At 63.0% G+C, this 12,345-nt stretch carries 24 protein-coding genes; 1 reads left to right on the top strand and 23 read right to left on the bottom strand.

The features are described from left to right. Nucleotides 1-87: 87 nt before the first annotated feature. The 22 genes from IPK75_09720 to IPK75_09615 all read right to left on the bottom strand — a co-directional run bounded on the left by IPK75_09720 (nt 88) and on the right by IPK75_09615 (nt 10,336). Nucleotides 88-567: a 50S ribosomal protein L15 gene (locus tag IPK75_09720; protein MBK8198637.1), complete on the bottom strand. Its 480-nt coding sequence runs from the start codon at nt 565-567 to the stop codon at nt 88-90. Between the two features lie 51 nt (nt 568-618). Further along, a complete protein-coding gene (gene rpmD / locus IPK75_09715) occupies nt 619-804 on the bottom strand; it encodes a 50S ribosomal protein L30 (GenBank protein MBK8198636.1) in 186 nt (61 codons plus the stop codon). Nucleotides 805-820: 16 nt separating this feature from the next. Then, nucleotides 821-1,423 carry a 30S ribosomal protein S5 gene (rpsE, locus tag IPK75_09710; GenBank protein ID MBK8198635.1) on the bottom strand — a complete coding sequence of 201 codons (603 nt, stop codon included), beginning with the start codon at nt 1,421-1,423 and terminating at the stop codon, nt 821-823. Between the two features lie 13 nt (nt 1,424-1,436). Next, the gene (gene rplR / locus IPK75_09705) at nt 1,437-1,799 is read right to left on the bottom strand and encodes a 50S ribosomal protein L18 (GenBank protein MBK8198634.1); all 363 of its coding nucleotides are present in this window, start codon (nt 1,797-1,799) and stop codon (nt 1,437-1,439) included. 4 nt (nt 1,800-1,803) lie between these two features. Then, entirely contained in the window at nt 1,804-2,415 is a 612-nt protein-coding gene (gene rplF, locus IPK75_09700; protein MBK8198633.1) for a 50S ribosomal protein L6, read from the bottom strand. 12 nt (nt 2,416-2,427) lie between these two features. Continuing rightward, a complete protein-coding gene (gene rpsH, locus IPK75_09695) occupies nt 2,428-2,823 on the bottom strand; it encodes a 30S ribosomal protein S8 (GenBank protein MBK8198632.1) in 396 nt (131 codons plus the stop codon). A gap of 15 nt (nt 2,824-2,838) precedes the next feature. Beyond that, nucleotides 2,839-3,144: a 30S ribosomal protein S14 gene (gene rpsN, locus IPK75_09690; GenBank protein ID MBK8198631.1), complete on the bottom strand. Its 306-nt coding sequence runs from the start codon at nt 3,142-3,144 to the stop codon at nt 2,839-2,841. A 19-nt stretch (nt 3,145-3,163) separates the two neighbouring features. Then, nucleotides 3,164-3,718 (bottom strand): 50S ribosomal protein L5, encoded by a 555-nt coding sequence (gene rplE, locus IPK75_09685; protein MBK8198630.1) that lies wholly within the window; start codon nt 3,716-3,718, stop codon nt 3,164-3,166. Then, nucleotides 3,711-4,028 (bottom strand): 50S ribosomal protein L24, encoded by a 318-nt coding sequence (gene rplX / locus IPK75_09680; GenBank protein ID MBK8198629.1) that lies wholly within the window; start codon nt 4,026-4,028, stop codon nt 3,711-3,713. Before rplX ends, rplE begins: the two co-directional genes overlap by 8 nt. A gap of 2 nt (nt 4,029-4,030) precedes the next feature. Next, nucleotides 4,031-4,399, bottom strand: coding sequence for a 50S ribosomal protein L14 (gene rplN, locus IPK75_09675; GenBank protein ID MBK8198628.1), 369 nt, complete (start codon nt 4,397-4,399; stop codon nt 4,031-4,033). Beyond that, the gene (gene rpsQ / locus IPK75_09670) at nt 4,396-4,641 is read right to left on the bottom strand and encodes a 30S ribosomal protein S17 (protein MBK8198627.1); all 246 of its coding nucleotides are present in this window, start codon (nt 4,639-4,641) and stop codon (nt 4,396-4,398) included. The genes rplN and rpsQ overlap by 4 nt, the downstream gene beginning before the upstream one ends. Nucleotides 4,642-4,651: 10 nt before the next feature. Continuing rightward, nucleotides 4,652-4,852, bottom strand: coding sequence for a 50S ribosomal protein L29 (gene rpmC, locus IPK75_09665; protein ID MBK8198626.1), 201 nt, complete (start codon nt 4,850-4,852; stop codon nt 4,652-4,654). A gap of 3 nt (nt 4,853-4,855) precedes the next feature. Then, nucleotides 4,856-5,272, bottom strand: a complete 417-nt coding sequence (gene rplP, locus IPK75_09660) for a 50S ribosomal protein L16 (protein MBK8198625.1) — start codon at nt 5,270-5,272, stop codon at nt 4,856-4,858. A 6-nt stretch (nt 5,273-5,278) separates the two neighbouring features. Further along, complete coding sequence (gene rpsC / locus IPK75_09655; GenBank protein MBK8198624.1) at nt 5,279-6,016, bottom strand: 30S ribosomal protein S3; 738 nt, start codon at nt 6,014-6,016, stop codon at nt 5,279-5,281. After that, nucleotides 6,016-6,405, bottom strand: coding sequence for a 50S ribosomal protein L22 (rplV, locus tag IPK75_09650; GenBank protein ID MBK8198623.1), 390 nt, complete (start codon nt 6,403-6,405; stop codon nt 6,016-6,018). Before rplV ends, rpsC begins: the two co-directional genes overlap by 1 nt. Before the next feature lie 2 nt (nt 6,406-6,407). After that, a complete protein-coding gene (gene rpsS / locus IPK75_09645) occupies nt 6,408-6,686 on the bottom strand; it encodes a 30S ribosomal protein S19 (GenBank protein MBK8198622.1) in 279 nt (92 codons plus the stop codon). Nucleotides 6,687-6,701: 15 nt separating this feature from the next. Then, nucleotides 6,702-7,532 (bottom strand): 50S ribosomal protein L2, encoded by an 831-nt coding sequence (rplB, locus tag IPK75_09640; GenBank protein MBK8198621.1) that lies wholly within the window; start codon nt 7,530-7,532, stop codon nt 6,702-6,704. A gap of 18 nt (nt 7,533-7,550) precedes the next feature. Then, nucleotides 7,551-7,850 carry a 50S ribosomal protein L23 gene (locus IPK75_09635; protein MBK8198620.1) on the bottom strand — a complete coding sequence of 100 codons (300 nt, stop codon included), beginning with the start codon at nt 7,848-7,850 and terminating at the stop codon, nt 7,551-7,553. Between the two features lie 4 nt (nt 7,851-7,854). Beyond that, a complete protein-coding gene (rplD, locus tag IPK75_09630) occupies nt 7,855-8,502 on the bottom strand; it encodes a 50S ribosomal protein L4 (GenBank protein ID MBK8198619.1) in 648 nt (215 codons plus the stop codon). Beyond that, a complete protein-coding gene (rplC, locus tag IPK75_09625) occupies nt 8,502-9,260 on the bottom strand; it encodes a 50S ribosomal protein L3 (protein MBK8198618.1) in 759 nt (252 codons plus the stop codon). The genes rplD and rplC overlap by 1 nt, the downstream gene beginning before the upstream one ends. Beyond that, a complete protein-coding gene (rpsJ, locus tag IPK75_09620; protein ID MBK8198617.1) occupies nt 9,260-9,580 on the bottom strand; it encodes a 30S ribosomal protein S10 in 321 nt (106 codons plus the stop codon). Before rpsJ ends, rplC begins: the two co-directional genes overlap by 1 nt. Nucleotides 9,581-9,799: 219 nt before the next feature. Beyond that, nucleotides 9,800-10,336: a DUF2059 domain-containing protein gene (locus tag IPK75_09615; protein ID MBK8198616.1), complete on the bottom strand. Its 537-nt coding sequence runs from the start codon at nt 10,334-10,336 to the stop codon at nt 9,800-9,802. A gap of 197 nt (nt 10,337-10,533) precedes the next feature. Between IPK75_09615 and IPK75_09610 the strand changes: the two genes are divergently transcribed. Next, nucleotides 10,534-11,061 (top strand): VOC family protein, encoded by a 528-nt coding sequence (locus IPK75_09610; GenBank protein MBK8198615.1) that lies wholly within the window; start codon nt 10,534-10,536, stop codon nt 11,059-11,061. A gap of 81 nt (nt 11,062-11,142) precedes the next feature. Here the strand turns inward: IPK75_09610 and tuf are convergent, their stop codons facing one another. Further along, nucleotides 11,143-12,333, bottom strand: coding sequence for an elongation factor Tu (gene tuf / locus IPK75_09605; GenBank protein ID MBK8198614.1), 1,191 nt, complete (start codon nt 12,331-12,333; stop codon nt 11,143-11,145). Between the last annotated feature and the right edge of the window lie 12 nt (nt 12,334-12,345).

Genomic DNA, 12,345 nt, shown 5'->3' with positions numbered 1-12,345 from the left:
CTACACGAGCCTCCCTGAAAGACGTTCGCCGCCAAAGATCGGCGGCGAGGTATGGTTTGTGAAGGGGTGTCGAACAATACCCCCGGATTATTCCGCAGCTTCGTCTTTGCTCGGACCGGTCAGCGTGACCGACCCGCCTGCCTTTTCGACGGCTTCAACAGCAGCCTTGGAGGCGCCGGTGACCGTGATTTTCAGCTTTTCCGGGACATCGCCCTTGGCCAGAAGACGCACGCCATCGAGCGGCTTGCGCACGAGGCCGGCAGCCACGAGGCTCGCTTCGGTCACATCCGACGCGTCCAGCGTGCCGGCGTCGATCGCCTTGGCGATGCGGCCGAGGTTGACCCAGGCGTAGGATTTCGTGCCCGGCGCGGTGAAACCACGCTTCGGCAGGCGCATGTAGATCGGCATCTGGCCGCCTTCGAAGCCATTCACGGCCACGCCGGAACGGGCGTGCTGACCCTTGACGCCGCGACCGGCCGTCTTGCCCTTGCCGGAACCGACGCCGCGGCCAACGCGCATGCGCTTCTTGGTGGAGCCTTCAGCGGGAGAGAGGTCGTTGAGTTTCATGACACTGGACTTTCGAATGCGGTTTGGAAGGGCCGGAGCGCGCGGGACGCCTTATTCGCCGACGACTTCCACGAGATGGGAGACCTTGCGGATCATGCCGCGCACTTCGGGCGTGTCGACAAGTTCCTTGCTGCGGCCAATCTTGTTCAGGCCGAGGCCCTGCAGCGTCTGGCGCTGGTCAGGCTTGCGGCCGATCGGGCTGCCGATCTGGCGGACGGTGAGTTTCTTCTGAGCCATGTGACCCTAATCCTTCTCAGTTCGCCGAGTCGGCCATGCCGGCTTCGGATGCGCCGTCAGCGCGGCGGCCGACAACGTCCTGGACCTTGAGGCCGCGTTTCGAAGCCACCGAACGCGGGCTGGCCTGCGTCTTGAGGGCATCGAAGGTGGCGCGCACCATGTTGTACGGGTTCGACGAGCCGATCGACTTGCCGACGACGTCCTGGACGCCGAGCACTTCCATGACGGCGCGCATCGGACCACCGGCGATCACGCCCGTGCCCGGAGGGGCAGCGCGCAGGACCACCTTGCCGGCGCCGTGACGGCCGTTGCCGTCATGGTGCAGGGTGCGGCCTTCGCGAAGCGGGACGCGGACGAGGTTGCGCTTGGCTTCTTCGGTCGCCTTGCGGATCGCTTCGGGAACCTCACGGGCCTTGCCCTTGCCGAAGCCGGCGCGGCCCTTCTGGTCACCGACCACCACGAGGGCAGCAAAACCGAAGTTCTTGCCGCCTTTCACGGTTTTCGCGACGCGGTTGATACCAACCAGCTTGTCAACGAGTTCAGAGGCTTCCTCGTCACGTTCGCGCGGATTCTCGCGATCGCGGCGACGGCCCCTCTTCTCTCCTCTTTCCTCAGCCATCAGGCAAACTCCTTCAGAATTTGAGGCCGCCCTCACGGGCGGCGTCTGCCAAGGCTTTCACCCGGCCGTGGAACATGTAACCGCCGCGATCGAAGACAACGTCCTCGACACCGGCTTTCTTGGCGCGCTCTGCGATGGCCTTGCCGACCAGTGCGGCCGCGGCCATGTCGCCGCCCGTCTTCGACGAGCCGAGAACGTCTTTCTCAAGCGTCGAGGCCGAGGCGAGCGTGATGCCCTTCTCGTCGTCGATCAGCTGGACCGAGATGTTCTTGTGGCTGCGCGAGACCGACAGGCGCGGAAGGCCTTCGGCGACCTTGCGGAGTTTCGTGCGGACGCGCTGGGCGCGGCGTTGCATCTTATCGCGTGACGTCTTCATGGCGTTACTTCTTCTTGCCTTCCTTGCGGCGCACGTATTCGCCCTGCAGGCGGATACCCTTGCCTTTGTACGGCTCTGGCGGGCGGAACTTCTTGATCTCGGCAGCGACCTGGCCAACGGCCTGCTTGTCAGCGCCGGTGATCACGATCTCGGTCGGCTTGGCCGAGGCGAGCGTGATGCCCTTCGGCGCCTTGAAGATCACGTCGTGCGAATAGCCGAGCGCGAGTTTCAGGTCCGTGCCCTGCATCTGCGCGCGGTAACCGACGCCGACGAGTTCGAGCGTTTTCGAGTAGCCCTTGGTGACGCCTTCAACCAGGTTGTTGGCGCGGGCGCGGGCCGCGCCCCACTGGGTGCGGGCGTTCGGGTCGAGCGATTCGGCCAGCGTCGGGGCGCGTTTGCCCTTGGCTTTCGCCGCTTCGATCACGTCGTTCGCGGCCTTCATCAGGTCGGCGCGCGGCATGACCGAAAGCTCGTTGTTCTCGAACTTCGGCGTGATGACTTCCGGCAGCACGAGCTCAAGCTCGCCCTTCGGGCCTTTTGCCTTGATCTTCTGTCCACTGACCGAAACCGTAGCGCCGGCCGGAATGGTGATCGCAAGTTTTCCAATACGTGACATCGAACTTGCCTCCTAGAATACGCGGCAGAGCACTTCGCCGCCGACATTCTTGGCGCGCGCAGCGTTGTCCGACATGACGCCCTGCGAAGTCGACAGGATCGAGATGCCCAGACCATTGCGCACGAGCGGAATGTCAGAGACCGAAGAATAGACGCGGCGGCCGGGCTTCGAGATGCGCTTGATCTCGGAGATGACCGGCTGGCCTTCATAATACTTGAGTTCGATCTCGAGGGACTTGTGACCGTCCTTCTCGATTTCAGTGTACCCGCGGATGTAGCCCTCGAGCGCGAGCACATCGAGCACGCGGCCACGCAGCTTCGAGGCGGGGGTCACGACTTTCGTCATGCCGCGCATCTGGGCGTTGCGGATGCGGGTCAGCATATCACCGAGGGGATCAGAAATGTTCATGTCTTCCCTCCTCTCCTACCAGCTGGATTTCACGAGGCCGGGAACCTGGCCGCGCGAGCCGAGCTCACGCAGTGCAATCCGCGACATCTTAAGTTTACGATAGTACGCACGCGGACGACCGGTGACTTCGCAGCGGTTACGCACGCGGGTCGGCGCGGAGTTACGCGGCATCTGGGCGAGCTTGATGCGCGCCTTGAAGCGTTCTTCCAACGACAGGTTCTCGTCCATCGCGGCCGCTTTCAGGGCGGTGCGCTTGGCAGCGTAACGCTCGGCCATCGCCTTGCGCTTGTTGTTCTTCTCGACTGCGCTCTTCTTTGCCATCTAAGCAGATCTCCTGGCGCTAATTACGGAACGGGAAGCCGCACTCGGCGAGGAGTGCCTTGGCTTCTTCGTTCGTTTCGGCGGTGGTGCAGACAATGATGTCCATGCCGCGCACTTCATCCACCTCGTCATAGTTGATCTCCGGGAACACGATGTGTTCCTTCATGCCCATGGCGTAGTTGCCACGGCCATCGAAGCTCTTGCCGTTCAGACCACGGAAGTCTTTCACGCGCGGAAGCGCGATCGTGGTCAGGCGGTCGAGGAACTCATACATCCGGTCGCGGCGAAGCGTGACCTTTGCACCGATCAGCATGCCTTCGCGCAGCTTGAAGCCGGCGATCGACTTGCGGGCCTTGGTGGCCACAGGCTTCTGGCCCGCGATGCGCTCCAGCTCAGCCAGGGCCGACTTGATCTTCTTGGAGTCGGAGACGGCTTCGCCCACGCCCATGTTGATCACGACCTTGTCGAGCTTCGGAACCTTCATCGGGTTCGAGTAGTTGAACTGCTCCTGCAGCTTCGCCCGGATCTCTTCCCGGTACTTCCGCTTGAGGCGGGGTTCATATGCCTCAGACATCGATCGATTCCCCTGAGCGTTTTGCAAAGCGCGTCTTGCGGCCATGCTGGTCAATCTTGAACCCGACGCGGACGGCTTTGCCGTCGCGCGGGTCGACATGCGCAACGTTCGACACGTGGATGGCGGCTTCGAACGACTTCATGCCGCCCGGATCCATCTGCGTCGGTTTCTGGTGGCGTTTCACGACGCCGACGCCGCGCACCACAACCTTGTTCTCGTCGACGAGCACCTTGAGCACTTCGCCCTGGGTACCCTTGTCCTTGCCCGAGATGATGACGACGGTGTCGCCCTTCTTGATCTTCGCAGCCATGACTACAGCACCTCCGGTGCCATGTTGGCGATCTTCACCTGGTTCTTCGCGCGCAGTTCACGCGGAACAGGTCCGAACACGCGGGTGCCGATCGGCTCGCCGTTGTTGTTGATGAGGACGGCAGCGTTCGAGTCAAAGCGGATCGTCGAGCCGTCAGCGCGGTTGATGTCTTTCGACACGCGCACCACAACGGCCTTGCGGACGTCGCCTTTCTTGACGCGGCCCGTCGGGATCGCTTCCTTGATCGAAACGACGATGATGTCGCCCACCGAGGCGTAACGGCGGGCAGCGCCGCCGAGCACCTTGATGCACATCACGCGGCGGGCGCCCGAGTTATCGGCGACGCGCAGGTTTGTCTGCATCTGGATCATGCTTCGGTCCCTTCATCGGTGACGAGTTCCCAGCGCTTCAGCTTGGACTTCGGCGCGCACTCGCGGATGGTCACGGTCTGCCCTTCGACGGCAACATTGCCTTCGTCATGGGCGTGGTAGCGGTTCGACCGGCGAACGATCTTCTTCATCACCGGATGGGTGAAGGTACGTTCGATGCGGACGATGGCGGTCTTGTCCTGCTTCGCGGAAACAACGACGCCTTTCATGGTACGTTTGGGCATGGGTGTCTCCTTACGCCTTTCCAGCCTGGGCTTTTTCGCGAAGGATCGTCTTGATCCGTGCGATGTCGCGGCGGACTTCCGTCGCGCGGCCGGTCTTTTCCAGCTGGCCGGTGGCCGCCTGGAAACGCAGGTTGAACTGTTCTTTCTTCAGCTTCACGAGCTCTTCACCGAGCTGGTCAGCCGATTTGGCTCTCACGTCAGCAGCTTTCATGGCTCAGATCCCCTCGATGCGCTTGACGACTTTGGTCTTGATCGGAAGCTTGGCGGCTCCCAGCGACAGCGCCATGCGGGCGATGTCTTCCGGCACGCCGTCGATCTCGAACAGGATACGGCCCGGGGCGACGCGGGCGACCCAGCGGTCGACGCCGCCCTTGCCTTTACCCATACGCACTTCGATCGGCTTCGCGGTGACCGGAACATCCGGGAACACGCGGATCCAGACCTTGCCCTGACGCTTCATCTCGCGGGTGATGGCGCGGCGCGTGGCTTCGATCTGGCGCGCGGTGACGCGCTCCGGCTCAAGAGCCTTCAGGCCGAACTCACCGAAAGCCAGCGTGAAGCCGCCTTTCGATTGCCCGCTGATGCGGCCCTTGAAGGCCTTGCGGAATTTGGTTCGCTTCGGTTGACGCATGACTGGTTACGCTCCGGCAGCTTGCGCGCCCGAGGCCGGGCCGCGCTGGTTGGCGTTGGCGCGTGCGCGCGACTGGCCCGAGGTCTCAAGACGCTTGTCCTGGGCCATCGGATCGTGCTCGAGGATCTCGCCTTTGTAGACCCAGACCTTCACACCGATGATGCCATAGGTCGTCGACGCTTCGGCGGTGCCGTAGTCGATGTCGGCGCGCAGCGTGTGCAGCGGCACCGAACCTTCGGCGTACTTCTCGGTACGGGCAATCTCGGCGCCGCCAAGACGGCCCGAAACGACAACCTTCACGCCTTCCGCGCCGAGGCGCATGGCGGACTGGATCGAACGCTTCATGGCGCGGCGGAACGAGGCGCGGCGCTCGAGCTGGCGGGCGATGTCGTCGGCGATCAACGTGGCGTCGATTTCCGGCTTGCGGATTTCAACGAGGTTCACGCGGACTTCGTCCGTCGTCATCGAGGCGAGTTCCTTGCGGAGCACTTCGATGTCGCCGCCCTTCTTGCCGATCACCAGGCCCGGACGGGCGGTGTGGATCGTGATGAGGCATTTCTTGTGCGGACGCTCGATGATGATCTTCGAGATGCCGGCTTGCTTCAGCTTCTCGCGGATCGACTTGCGGATCGCGAGGTCTTCATGCAGCAGGCGGCCGAAGTCGGAGCTGTCAGCATACCAACGGCTGTCAGACGTACGGTTGATGCCCAGGCGAAAGCCGATCGGATTAACTTTCTGACCCATTATGCGGCCTCCGCAGTCTGGCTGACGTCCCGCAGGACGATGGTGAGTTGGGCGAACGGCTTCTGGATCGGCGCAGCGCGGCCTCGGGCGCGGGCCCGGATGCGCTTCATCACCAGGTTCTTGCCGACATGGGCTTCCGCAACGACCAGGCTGTCGATGTCGAGGCCGTGGTTGTTGTCAGCGTTCGCAATGGCGCTTTGCAGCAGCTTGCGAACGTCCTTGGCCGGACGTTTCGGCGAGAACTGCAGCTCGGCGAGCGCGCGCTCGACCTTCAGGCCGCGGATCTGCTGAGCCAGCAGGTTCAGCTTCTGCGGGCTGGAGCGGTACATACGCAGCACGGCGCGCGACTCGTTCGCGGCCTGCTTCGGAGGATTCTTGGCCTTTGCCATGACTACTTCCGCTTCGCTTTCTTGTCTGCGCCGTGGCCGTAGTAGGTACGGGTCGGAGCAAACTCGCCAAACTTGTGGCCGACCATCTCTTCCGAGACGGTGACCGGGATGAACTTGTTGCCGTTGTGGACCTGGAAGGTCAGGCCAACGAATTGCGGCAGGATTGTCGAACGGCGCGACCAGGTCTTGATCACGGCGCGCTTCTCGGACGAACGGGCGTCTTCTGCTTTCTTCAGCAGGTAGCCATCGACGAACGGGCCTTTCCAGACAGAACGGGGCATGTCTCGCGGCTCCTCTTAGCGTTTCGCGTTGCGGCGACGGATGATCAGACGATCCGTAGCCTTGTTGGTGCGGGTCTTGGGACCGCGGGTTTTCTTGCCCCACGGGGTGACCGGGTGACGGCCGCCCGAGGACTTGCCTTCACCACCGCCGTGCGGGTGGTCGACCGGGTTCATGACGACGCCGCGAACGGTCGGGCGAACGCCCTGGTTGCGGGTGCGGCCAGCTTTCGAGCTGACTTCGTTCATCTTGTCCGGGTTCGAGACGGCGCCGATCGTAGCCAGGCAGGTGTCGAGCACCATGCGCAGCTCGCCCGAGGCCAGCTTGATCTGGGCGTAACCGGAGTCGCGGCCGACGAGTTGGGCATAGGTGCCGGCGGAGCGGACCATCTGCGCGCCCTTCTGGGGCTTCAGCTCGATATTGTGGATGATCGTGCCGACCGGGATCGACTTCAGCGGGAGCGTATTGCCCGGCTTGATGTCGGCGGTGGCCGACGTGATCACGGTGTCGCCGACTTCAAGGCGCTGCGGCGCGATGATGTAGGACAGCTGGCCGTCTTCGTACTTGATCAGGGCGATGAAGGCCGTGCGGTTCGGGTCATACTCGAGGCGCTCGACAACCGCCGGGACGTCCCAGCGGTTACGCTTGAAGTCGACCTTGCGGTACAGGCGCTTCGCGCCGCCGCCCTGGTGGCGCACAGTGATGCGGCCCTGGTTGTTGCGGCCGCCCTTCTTGTTGAGACCCTCGGTGAGCGCCTTGACCGGATCGCCCTTGTGCAGGGTCGAGCGGTCGACCAGCACGAGCTGGCGGCGGCCGGGCGAAGTCGGGTTGAATGTCTTCAGTGCCATATGCTTCGTCCCTCTTCCTTACAGGCCCGTCGAAATGTCGACAGACTGGCCTTCAGCGAGCGTGACGATGGCTTTTTTCACGTCAGAGCGACGGCCGAGGAAACCCCGGAAGCGTTTCGTCTTGCCCTTCTGGACCAGGGTGTTGACCTTCGTGACGCTGACCTTGAACAGGGCTTCGACAGCTTCCTTGATCGCAGCCTTGTCCGCCGTCGGCGAGACTTCGAAGACGATCTTGTTCTGCTCAGCGACGAGCGTGGATTTCTCGGTGATCAGCGGACGGCGGATCACGTCGTAGTGGTGCGGTTTCACGTCAGCCATGGTCTCAGGCCTCCACTTCTTCCTGGACGCCGTCGAAGCGGGCTTTGATGCCCTCTGCGGCTTCCTTGGTGATCACGAGCGTGCGGCGACGCAGGATGTCATAGACGTTCAGGCCGGCGACCGGCAGCACGTCGATGTTCGGGATGTTGCGCGCGGCGCGGGCGAAATTCTCGTTCACTTCAGCGCCCGAGATGATCAGGGCGTTCTCGATGCCGAGCCCCTTGAACGCGTTGACCAGGTCTTTCGTCTTGCCGGCAGCCATCTCTGCCTTGTCGATGACCAGGATGTTGCTGTCCTTGGCTTTCGACGACAGGGCGTGCGCCAAGGCCATCTTGCGGATTTTCTTCGGCAGGTCGTGCGCATGGCTGCGAACGCGCGGGCCGTGGGCTGCACCACCACCGACGAAGATCGGGGCGTTGCGCGAGCCGTGGCGGGCGCCGCCCGAGCCTTTTTGCTTGATCGACTTTTTCGTCGTGCGGTTCACTTCCGAACGCGACTTGGCCTTGTGGGTACCGGCCTGACGGCGGGCGAGCTGCCAGCGCACGGTGCGCTGCAGGATGTCGCCGCGGATTTCGTCGATGCCGAAAATCGCGTCGTCCAGCTCGATCTTGCCGGCAGCCTTGCCGGCCAGGGTTTTAACTGAGAGTTCCATTAGCCTTCACCCCCGGCGGTCAGCTTTTCCGGTGCCTTGAACGAGCCGGCTTTCGGCGCGTCGGCGTGCAGCGGCTTTTTCACTGCATCACGGATTTCAACGAATGCATCGTCGTGACCCGGGACAGCGCCCTTCACGAGGATGAGGCCGCGCTCGACATCAATGCGCACAACCGTGAGGTTCTGCGTGGTGACGCGCTCGTCGCCCATATGGCCGGCCATTTTCTTGTTCTTGAACACGCGGCCCGGATCCTGGCGCATACCGGTCGAGCCGTGCGAACGGTGCGACAGCGACACGCCGTGGGTGGCGCGCAGGCCGCCGAAGTTCCAGCGCTTCATCGGACCGGCGAAGCCTTTACCGATGGTCATCGCGGTGACGTCGACCTTCTGGCCCTCGACGAAGTGGTCGGCGAGAACGGTCGAGCCCACTTCCGGCAGGTCGCCGGAGACGCGGAATTCCTTGAGCTTCAGCTTCGGCGCAACGCCGGCCTTGGCGAACTGGCCGCGCAGCGCTTTCGCGGTGCGCTTGGCTTTCTTTTCGCCGGTGCCGAGGATGACAGCCTTGTAGCCGTCGGTACGGGTGACTTCCCCGCCCTTCTTGGTGGTGACGGTGCGCGCCTCTTCAGTGCGCACGCCGACGACCTGGCAGCCGTCGAGCGACAGCACGGTCACCGGGATGTGACGGCCATCGGCGCCGAACACGCGGGTCATGCCGACCTTGCGTGCGAGGACGCCGGAACGTGCAGCTGGCTGAGCCATTAACGGCCTCCCTCGAGTTTGATCTCGATGCCGACGCCGGACGACAGGTCGAGCTTCATCAGCGCGTCCACGGTCTGCGGGGTCGGGTCAACGATATCCAGGATGCGGGTGTGCGTGCGGATTTCGAACTGGTCACGCGAAGCTTTGTCGATGTGCGGTGACCGGATGACCGTGAAGCGCTCAATGCGTGTGGGCAGCGGGACCGGACCGCGGACTTCAGCGCCGGTGCGCTTCGCCGTGTTCACGATTTCCTTTGCCGACATGTCGAGCGCGCGGTGATCAAAGGCTTTCAGCCTGATCCGGATATTTTGTTTTTCCATCTTGCTTCCGTCCGCGCAAAACACTTAGGCCCTGGGCGCGCAGCTCGTCAGCTTCGAGCGGCCCGGGGGCTTCGGTAGGGTTAAATTGTCAGTTTCGAGGGAGCGTTCGCTCTTCAAAGCGCAGCCTTCCCGGCGAAGTGGGGCTTCTAGTTGAGAGAATCGGCGGCGTCAACCGCCGTTAAGGGGGAATCTGCAGGGCTGGACCGGCCCGCCTGGCCGCTATTCTGACAGGAAGGTCCTGATCTCTGATTTGGTGGAGGAAAGCGTGCCGGCGGGCCATTCCTCGGCGGCGATTGCCGCATTCATGAGCCGGGCGGCTTCAGCCGCGATCGGGCCTGCGATGGTTTCGGCCAGTTTCGTGGTTTCGCGCGTCAGGGTGGGTTGCGCCTTAACCCATTCCTCTCCTGATGGGGTTTCGAGAAATGACCGGAAGTCCGCCAATCCCTGCGGGGACATCGAGTGCACGTAGGCGGATGCCATTTCTTCGCGCATGCCCTCCGTCAGCAAGGGAATCATTTCCGCGAACAGCATCGACCCCATCACCTCCGCCGCGTCTTCGCTCAGCAGCTTACCGGCTTTCGCCGCCTCGTTCTGGAAAGTTGCTACAGAAAGATCTGAAAGCGCCTCGAAGGCCGCTCTAAGAACGTCTTCCGTGACCGTGTATTCCACGATCGCCTGCGCATCCTCTCGCGGACCGGCCGAAGCCACAGGGACGGCAAAGGCGAACAAAAGTACCGGAGCTATCAGCGCGCGCATCGGGGTCCCCTCTCTCGATTCAGGCAAGCCTAGTGATCGCGCGAAACTATTGCAACTTCCCGGCCCCGCTTCCAAACCTGCCCTTTCGTTTTAGGTGGCGGGGACTCGACAAAGGCGTTCATAACTTGTGGACGGTTTGTGGAGTGCTTCGGGGGCCCTTCCGGGGCTCCCGGCGCAAGCAGGAGGGACGCAGCGTAATGAGCCGCATTTTCGGGAAAGTCTGCCAGAACGGCTATGTCGTGCGCGACATCGAGGCGGCCATGGACCACTGGATCCATGTGATGGGCGTCGGCCCGTGGTTCTACATCGAGGACGTCAAGACCGACTGGTTCCGGCACCGGGGCGCCCCGTCCGACGTGAAGATGAGCATTGCTCTGGCCAATTCGGGCGACCTGCAGATCGAACTCATCGAACAACGCAATGCAGCACCTTCAATGTACAAGGAATTCCTCGATTCGGGCCGGGAAGGCCTGCAGCATATGTCGTACTGGACCGAGGATTTCCAGAGGGTCTACGACAAGGCGCTCGGGCTTGGGTACCGGATTGGCCATGAAGGATGCATCGGCGGCGAGAAAGGCCGGTTCGCCTATTTCGACACCGAGGCCCATCCGGGCACCGTCGTGGAGATCTCCGACATCAGCGGCACCAAGGGGCGCACCTTCGCCCACATCCGGAAAGTGGCGGAAGGCTGGGATGGCAGCGATCCGATCCGGATCATCAAGTAACCCTTCCCCGCTCGCTTCTCCCCCCAAAGCAAAAAGGCCGCCCTTGTGGGGCGGCCTTTTCCGTTCGGCTTCTTGCGAAGCTTACTTCTTAATCTCGGAGACAACGCCGGCGCCGACGGTGCGGCCGCCTTCGCGGATGGCGAAGCGCAGGCCCTTGTCCATGGCGATCGGGTTGATCAGCTCGACGTCCATCTTCACGTTGTCGCCCGGCAGGACCATTTCCTTGTCGGCCGGCAGTTTCACGATGCCGGTGACGTCCGTGGTGCGGAAGTAGAATTGCGGACGGTAGTTGGTGAAGAACGGCGTGTGACGGCCGCCTTCTTCCTTCGTCAGGATGTAGGCCTCGGCTTCGAACACCGTGTGCGGCGTGATCGAGCCCGGCTTGCAAAGCACCTGGCCGCGTTCCACGCCTTCGCGCTCGACGCCGCGCAGCAGCGCGCCGATGTTGTCGCCGGCCTGGCCCTGGTCGAGCAGCTTGCGGAACATCTCGACGCCCGTGCAGGTTGTCTTGACGGTCGGGCGGATGCCGACGATCTCGATCTCTTCACCGACCTTGATGATGCCCTGCTCGACGCGGCCGGTCACAACCGTACCGCGGCCCGAGATCGAGAACACGTCTTCGACCGGCATCAGGAACGGCTTGTCCAGCGGACGCTCAGGCGTCGGGATGTAGGTGTCGACCGCTTCCATCAGCGCAAGAATCGCCTTCTCGCCGATTTCCGGATCGCGGCCTTCAACGGCGGCCAGCGCCGAGCCCTTGATGATCGGGATGTCGTCGCCCGGGAAGTTGTAGGACGAGAGCAGGTCGCGCACTTCCATCTCGACGAGCTCGAGCAGCTCGGCGTCGTCGACCATGTCGACCTTGTTGAGGAACACGACGAGGGCCGGCACGCCGACCTGGCGGGCAAGGAGGATGTGCTCGCGCGTCTGCGGCATCGGGCCGTCAGCTGCCGAACACACCAGGATGCCGCCGTCCATCTGGGCCGCGCCGGTGATCATGTTCTTCACATAGTCCGCGTGGCCGGGGCAGTCGACGTGCGCATAGTGACGGTTGGCCGTCTCGTACTCGACGTGCGCCGTGTTGATCGTGATGCCGCGCGCTTTCTCTTCCGGCGCCGCGTCGATGTCGGCGTAGTTCTTCGCCGTCGCACCGCCGGATTTCGCCAGGATGATCGTGATCGCTGCCGTCAGCGTCGTCTTGCCGTGGTCAACGTGGCCAATCGTGCCAATGTTCACGTGCGGCTTCGTACGCTCAAACTTTGCCTTGCCCATAGGGCCTCTCCT

Source organism: Acidobacteriota bacterium (assembly GCA_016712445.1).
GTDB lineage: Bacteria > Pseudomonadota > Alphaproteobacteria > Caulobacterales > Hyphomonadaceae > Hyphomonas.
The sequence above is the reverse complement of the archived record's forward strand: the minus strand, read 5'-3'. Positions and strand labels throughout refer to the sequence as shown.

What these genes read in the sequence shown, in the direction of transcription:
- rpmC (MBK8198626.1), bottom strand. Translation starts at nt 4,852, where the DNA reads ATGAAAGCTGCTGACGTGAGAGCCAAATCGGCTGACCAGCTCGGTGAA.
- rplX (MBK8198629.1), bottom strand. Translation starts at nt 4,028, where the DNA reads ATGGCTGCGAAGATCAAGAAGGGCGACACCGTCGTCATCATCTCGGGC.
- rpsJ (MBK8198617.1), bottom strand. Translation starts at nt 9,580, where the DNA reads ATGGAAAAACAAAATATCCGGATCAGGCTGAAAGCCTTTGATCACCGC.
- rpsC (MBK8198624.1), bottom strand. Translation starts at nt 6,016, where the DNA reads ATGGGTCAGAAAGTTAATCCGATCGGCTTTCGCCTGGGCATCAACCGT.
- rpsS (MBK8198622.1), bottom strand. Translation starts at nt 6,686, where the DNA reads ATGCCCCGTTCTGTCTGGAAAGGCCCGTTCGTCGATGGCTACCTGCTG.
- rplE (MBK8198630.1), bottom strand. Translation starts at nt 3,718, where the DNA reads ATGTCTGAGGCATATGAACCCCGCCTCAAGCGGAAGTACCGGGAAGAG.
- IPK75_09635 (MBK8198620.1), bottom strand. Translation starts at nt 7,850, where the DNA reads ATGGCTGACGTGAAACCGCACCACTACGACGTGATCCGCCGTCCGCTG.
- rpsQ (MBK8198627.1), bottom strand. Translation starts at nt 4,641, where the DNA reads ATGCCCAAACGTACCATGAAAGGCGTCGTTGTTTCCGCGAAGCAGGAC.
- rplR (MBK8198634.1), bottom strand. Translation starts at nt 1,799, where the DNA reads ATGAAGACGTCACGCGATAAGATGCAACGCCGCGCCCAGCGCGTCCGC.
- rplB (MBK8198621.1), bottom strand. Translation starts at nt 7,532, where the DNA reads ATGGCACTGAAGACATTCAACCCGACTTCGCCCGGCCGCCGCCAGCTC.
- rpmD (MBK8198636.1), bottom strand. Translation starts at nt 804, where the DNA reads ATGGCTCAGAAGAAACTCACCGTCCGCCAGATCGGCAGCCCGATCGGC.
- rpsE (MBK8198635.1), bottom strand. Translation starts at nt 1,423, where the DNA reads ATGGCTGAGGAAAGAGGAGAGAAGAGGGGCCGTCGCCGCGATCGCGAG.
- rplV (MBK8198623.1), bottom strand. Translation starts at nt 6,405, where the DNA reads ATGGCAAAGGCCAAGAATCCTCCGAAGCAGGCCGCGAACGAGTCGCGC.
- rplP (MBK8198625.1), bottom strand. Translation starts at nt 5,272, where the DNA reads ATGCGTCAACCGAAGCGAACCAAATTCCGCAAGGCCTTCAAGGGCCGC.
- IPK75_09610 (MBK8198615.1), top strand. Translation starts at nt 10,534, where the DNA reads ATGAGCCGCATTTTCGGGAAAGTCTGCCAGAACGGCTATGTCGTGCGC.
- rplF (MBK8198633.1), bottom strand. Translation starts at nt 2,415, where the DNA reads ATGTCACGTATTGGAAAACTTGCGATCACCATTCCGGCCGGCGCTACG.
- rplC (MBK8198618.1), bottom strand. Translation starts at nt 9,260, where the DNA reads ATGGCTCAGCCAGCTGCACGTTCCGGCGTCCTCGCACGCAAGGTCGGC.
- IPK75_09615 (MBK8198616.1), bottom strand. Translation starts at nt 10,336, where the DNA reads ATGCGCGCGCTGATAGCTCCGGTACTTTTGTTCGCCTTTGCCGTCCCT.
- tuf (MBK8198614.1), bottom strand. Translation starts at nt 12,333, where the DNA reads ATGGGCAAGGCAAAGTTTGAGCGTACGAAGCCGCACGTGAACATTGGC.
- rplN (MBK8198628.1), bottom strand. Translation starts at nt 4,399, where the DNA reads ATGATCCAGATGCAGACAAACCTGCGCGTCGCCGATAACTCGGGCGCC.
- rplD (MBK8198619.1), bottom strand. Translation starts at nt 8,502, where the DNA reads ATGGAACTCTCAGTTAAAACCCTGGCCGGCAAGGCTGCCGGCAAGATC.
- rpsH (MBK8198632.1), bottom strand. Translation starts at nt 2,823, where the DNA reads ATGAACATTTCTGATCCCCTCGGTGATATGCTGACCCGCATCCGCAAC.
- IPK75_09720 (MBK8198637.1), bottom strand. Translation starts at nt 567, where the DNA reads ATGAAACTCAACGACCTCTCTCCCGCTGAAGGCTCCACCAAGAAGCGC.
- rpsN (MBK8198631.1), bottom strand. Translation starts at nt 3,144, where the DNA reads ATGGCAAAGAAGAGCGCAGTCGAGAAGAACAACAAGCGCAAGGCGATG.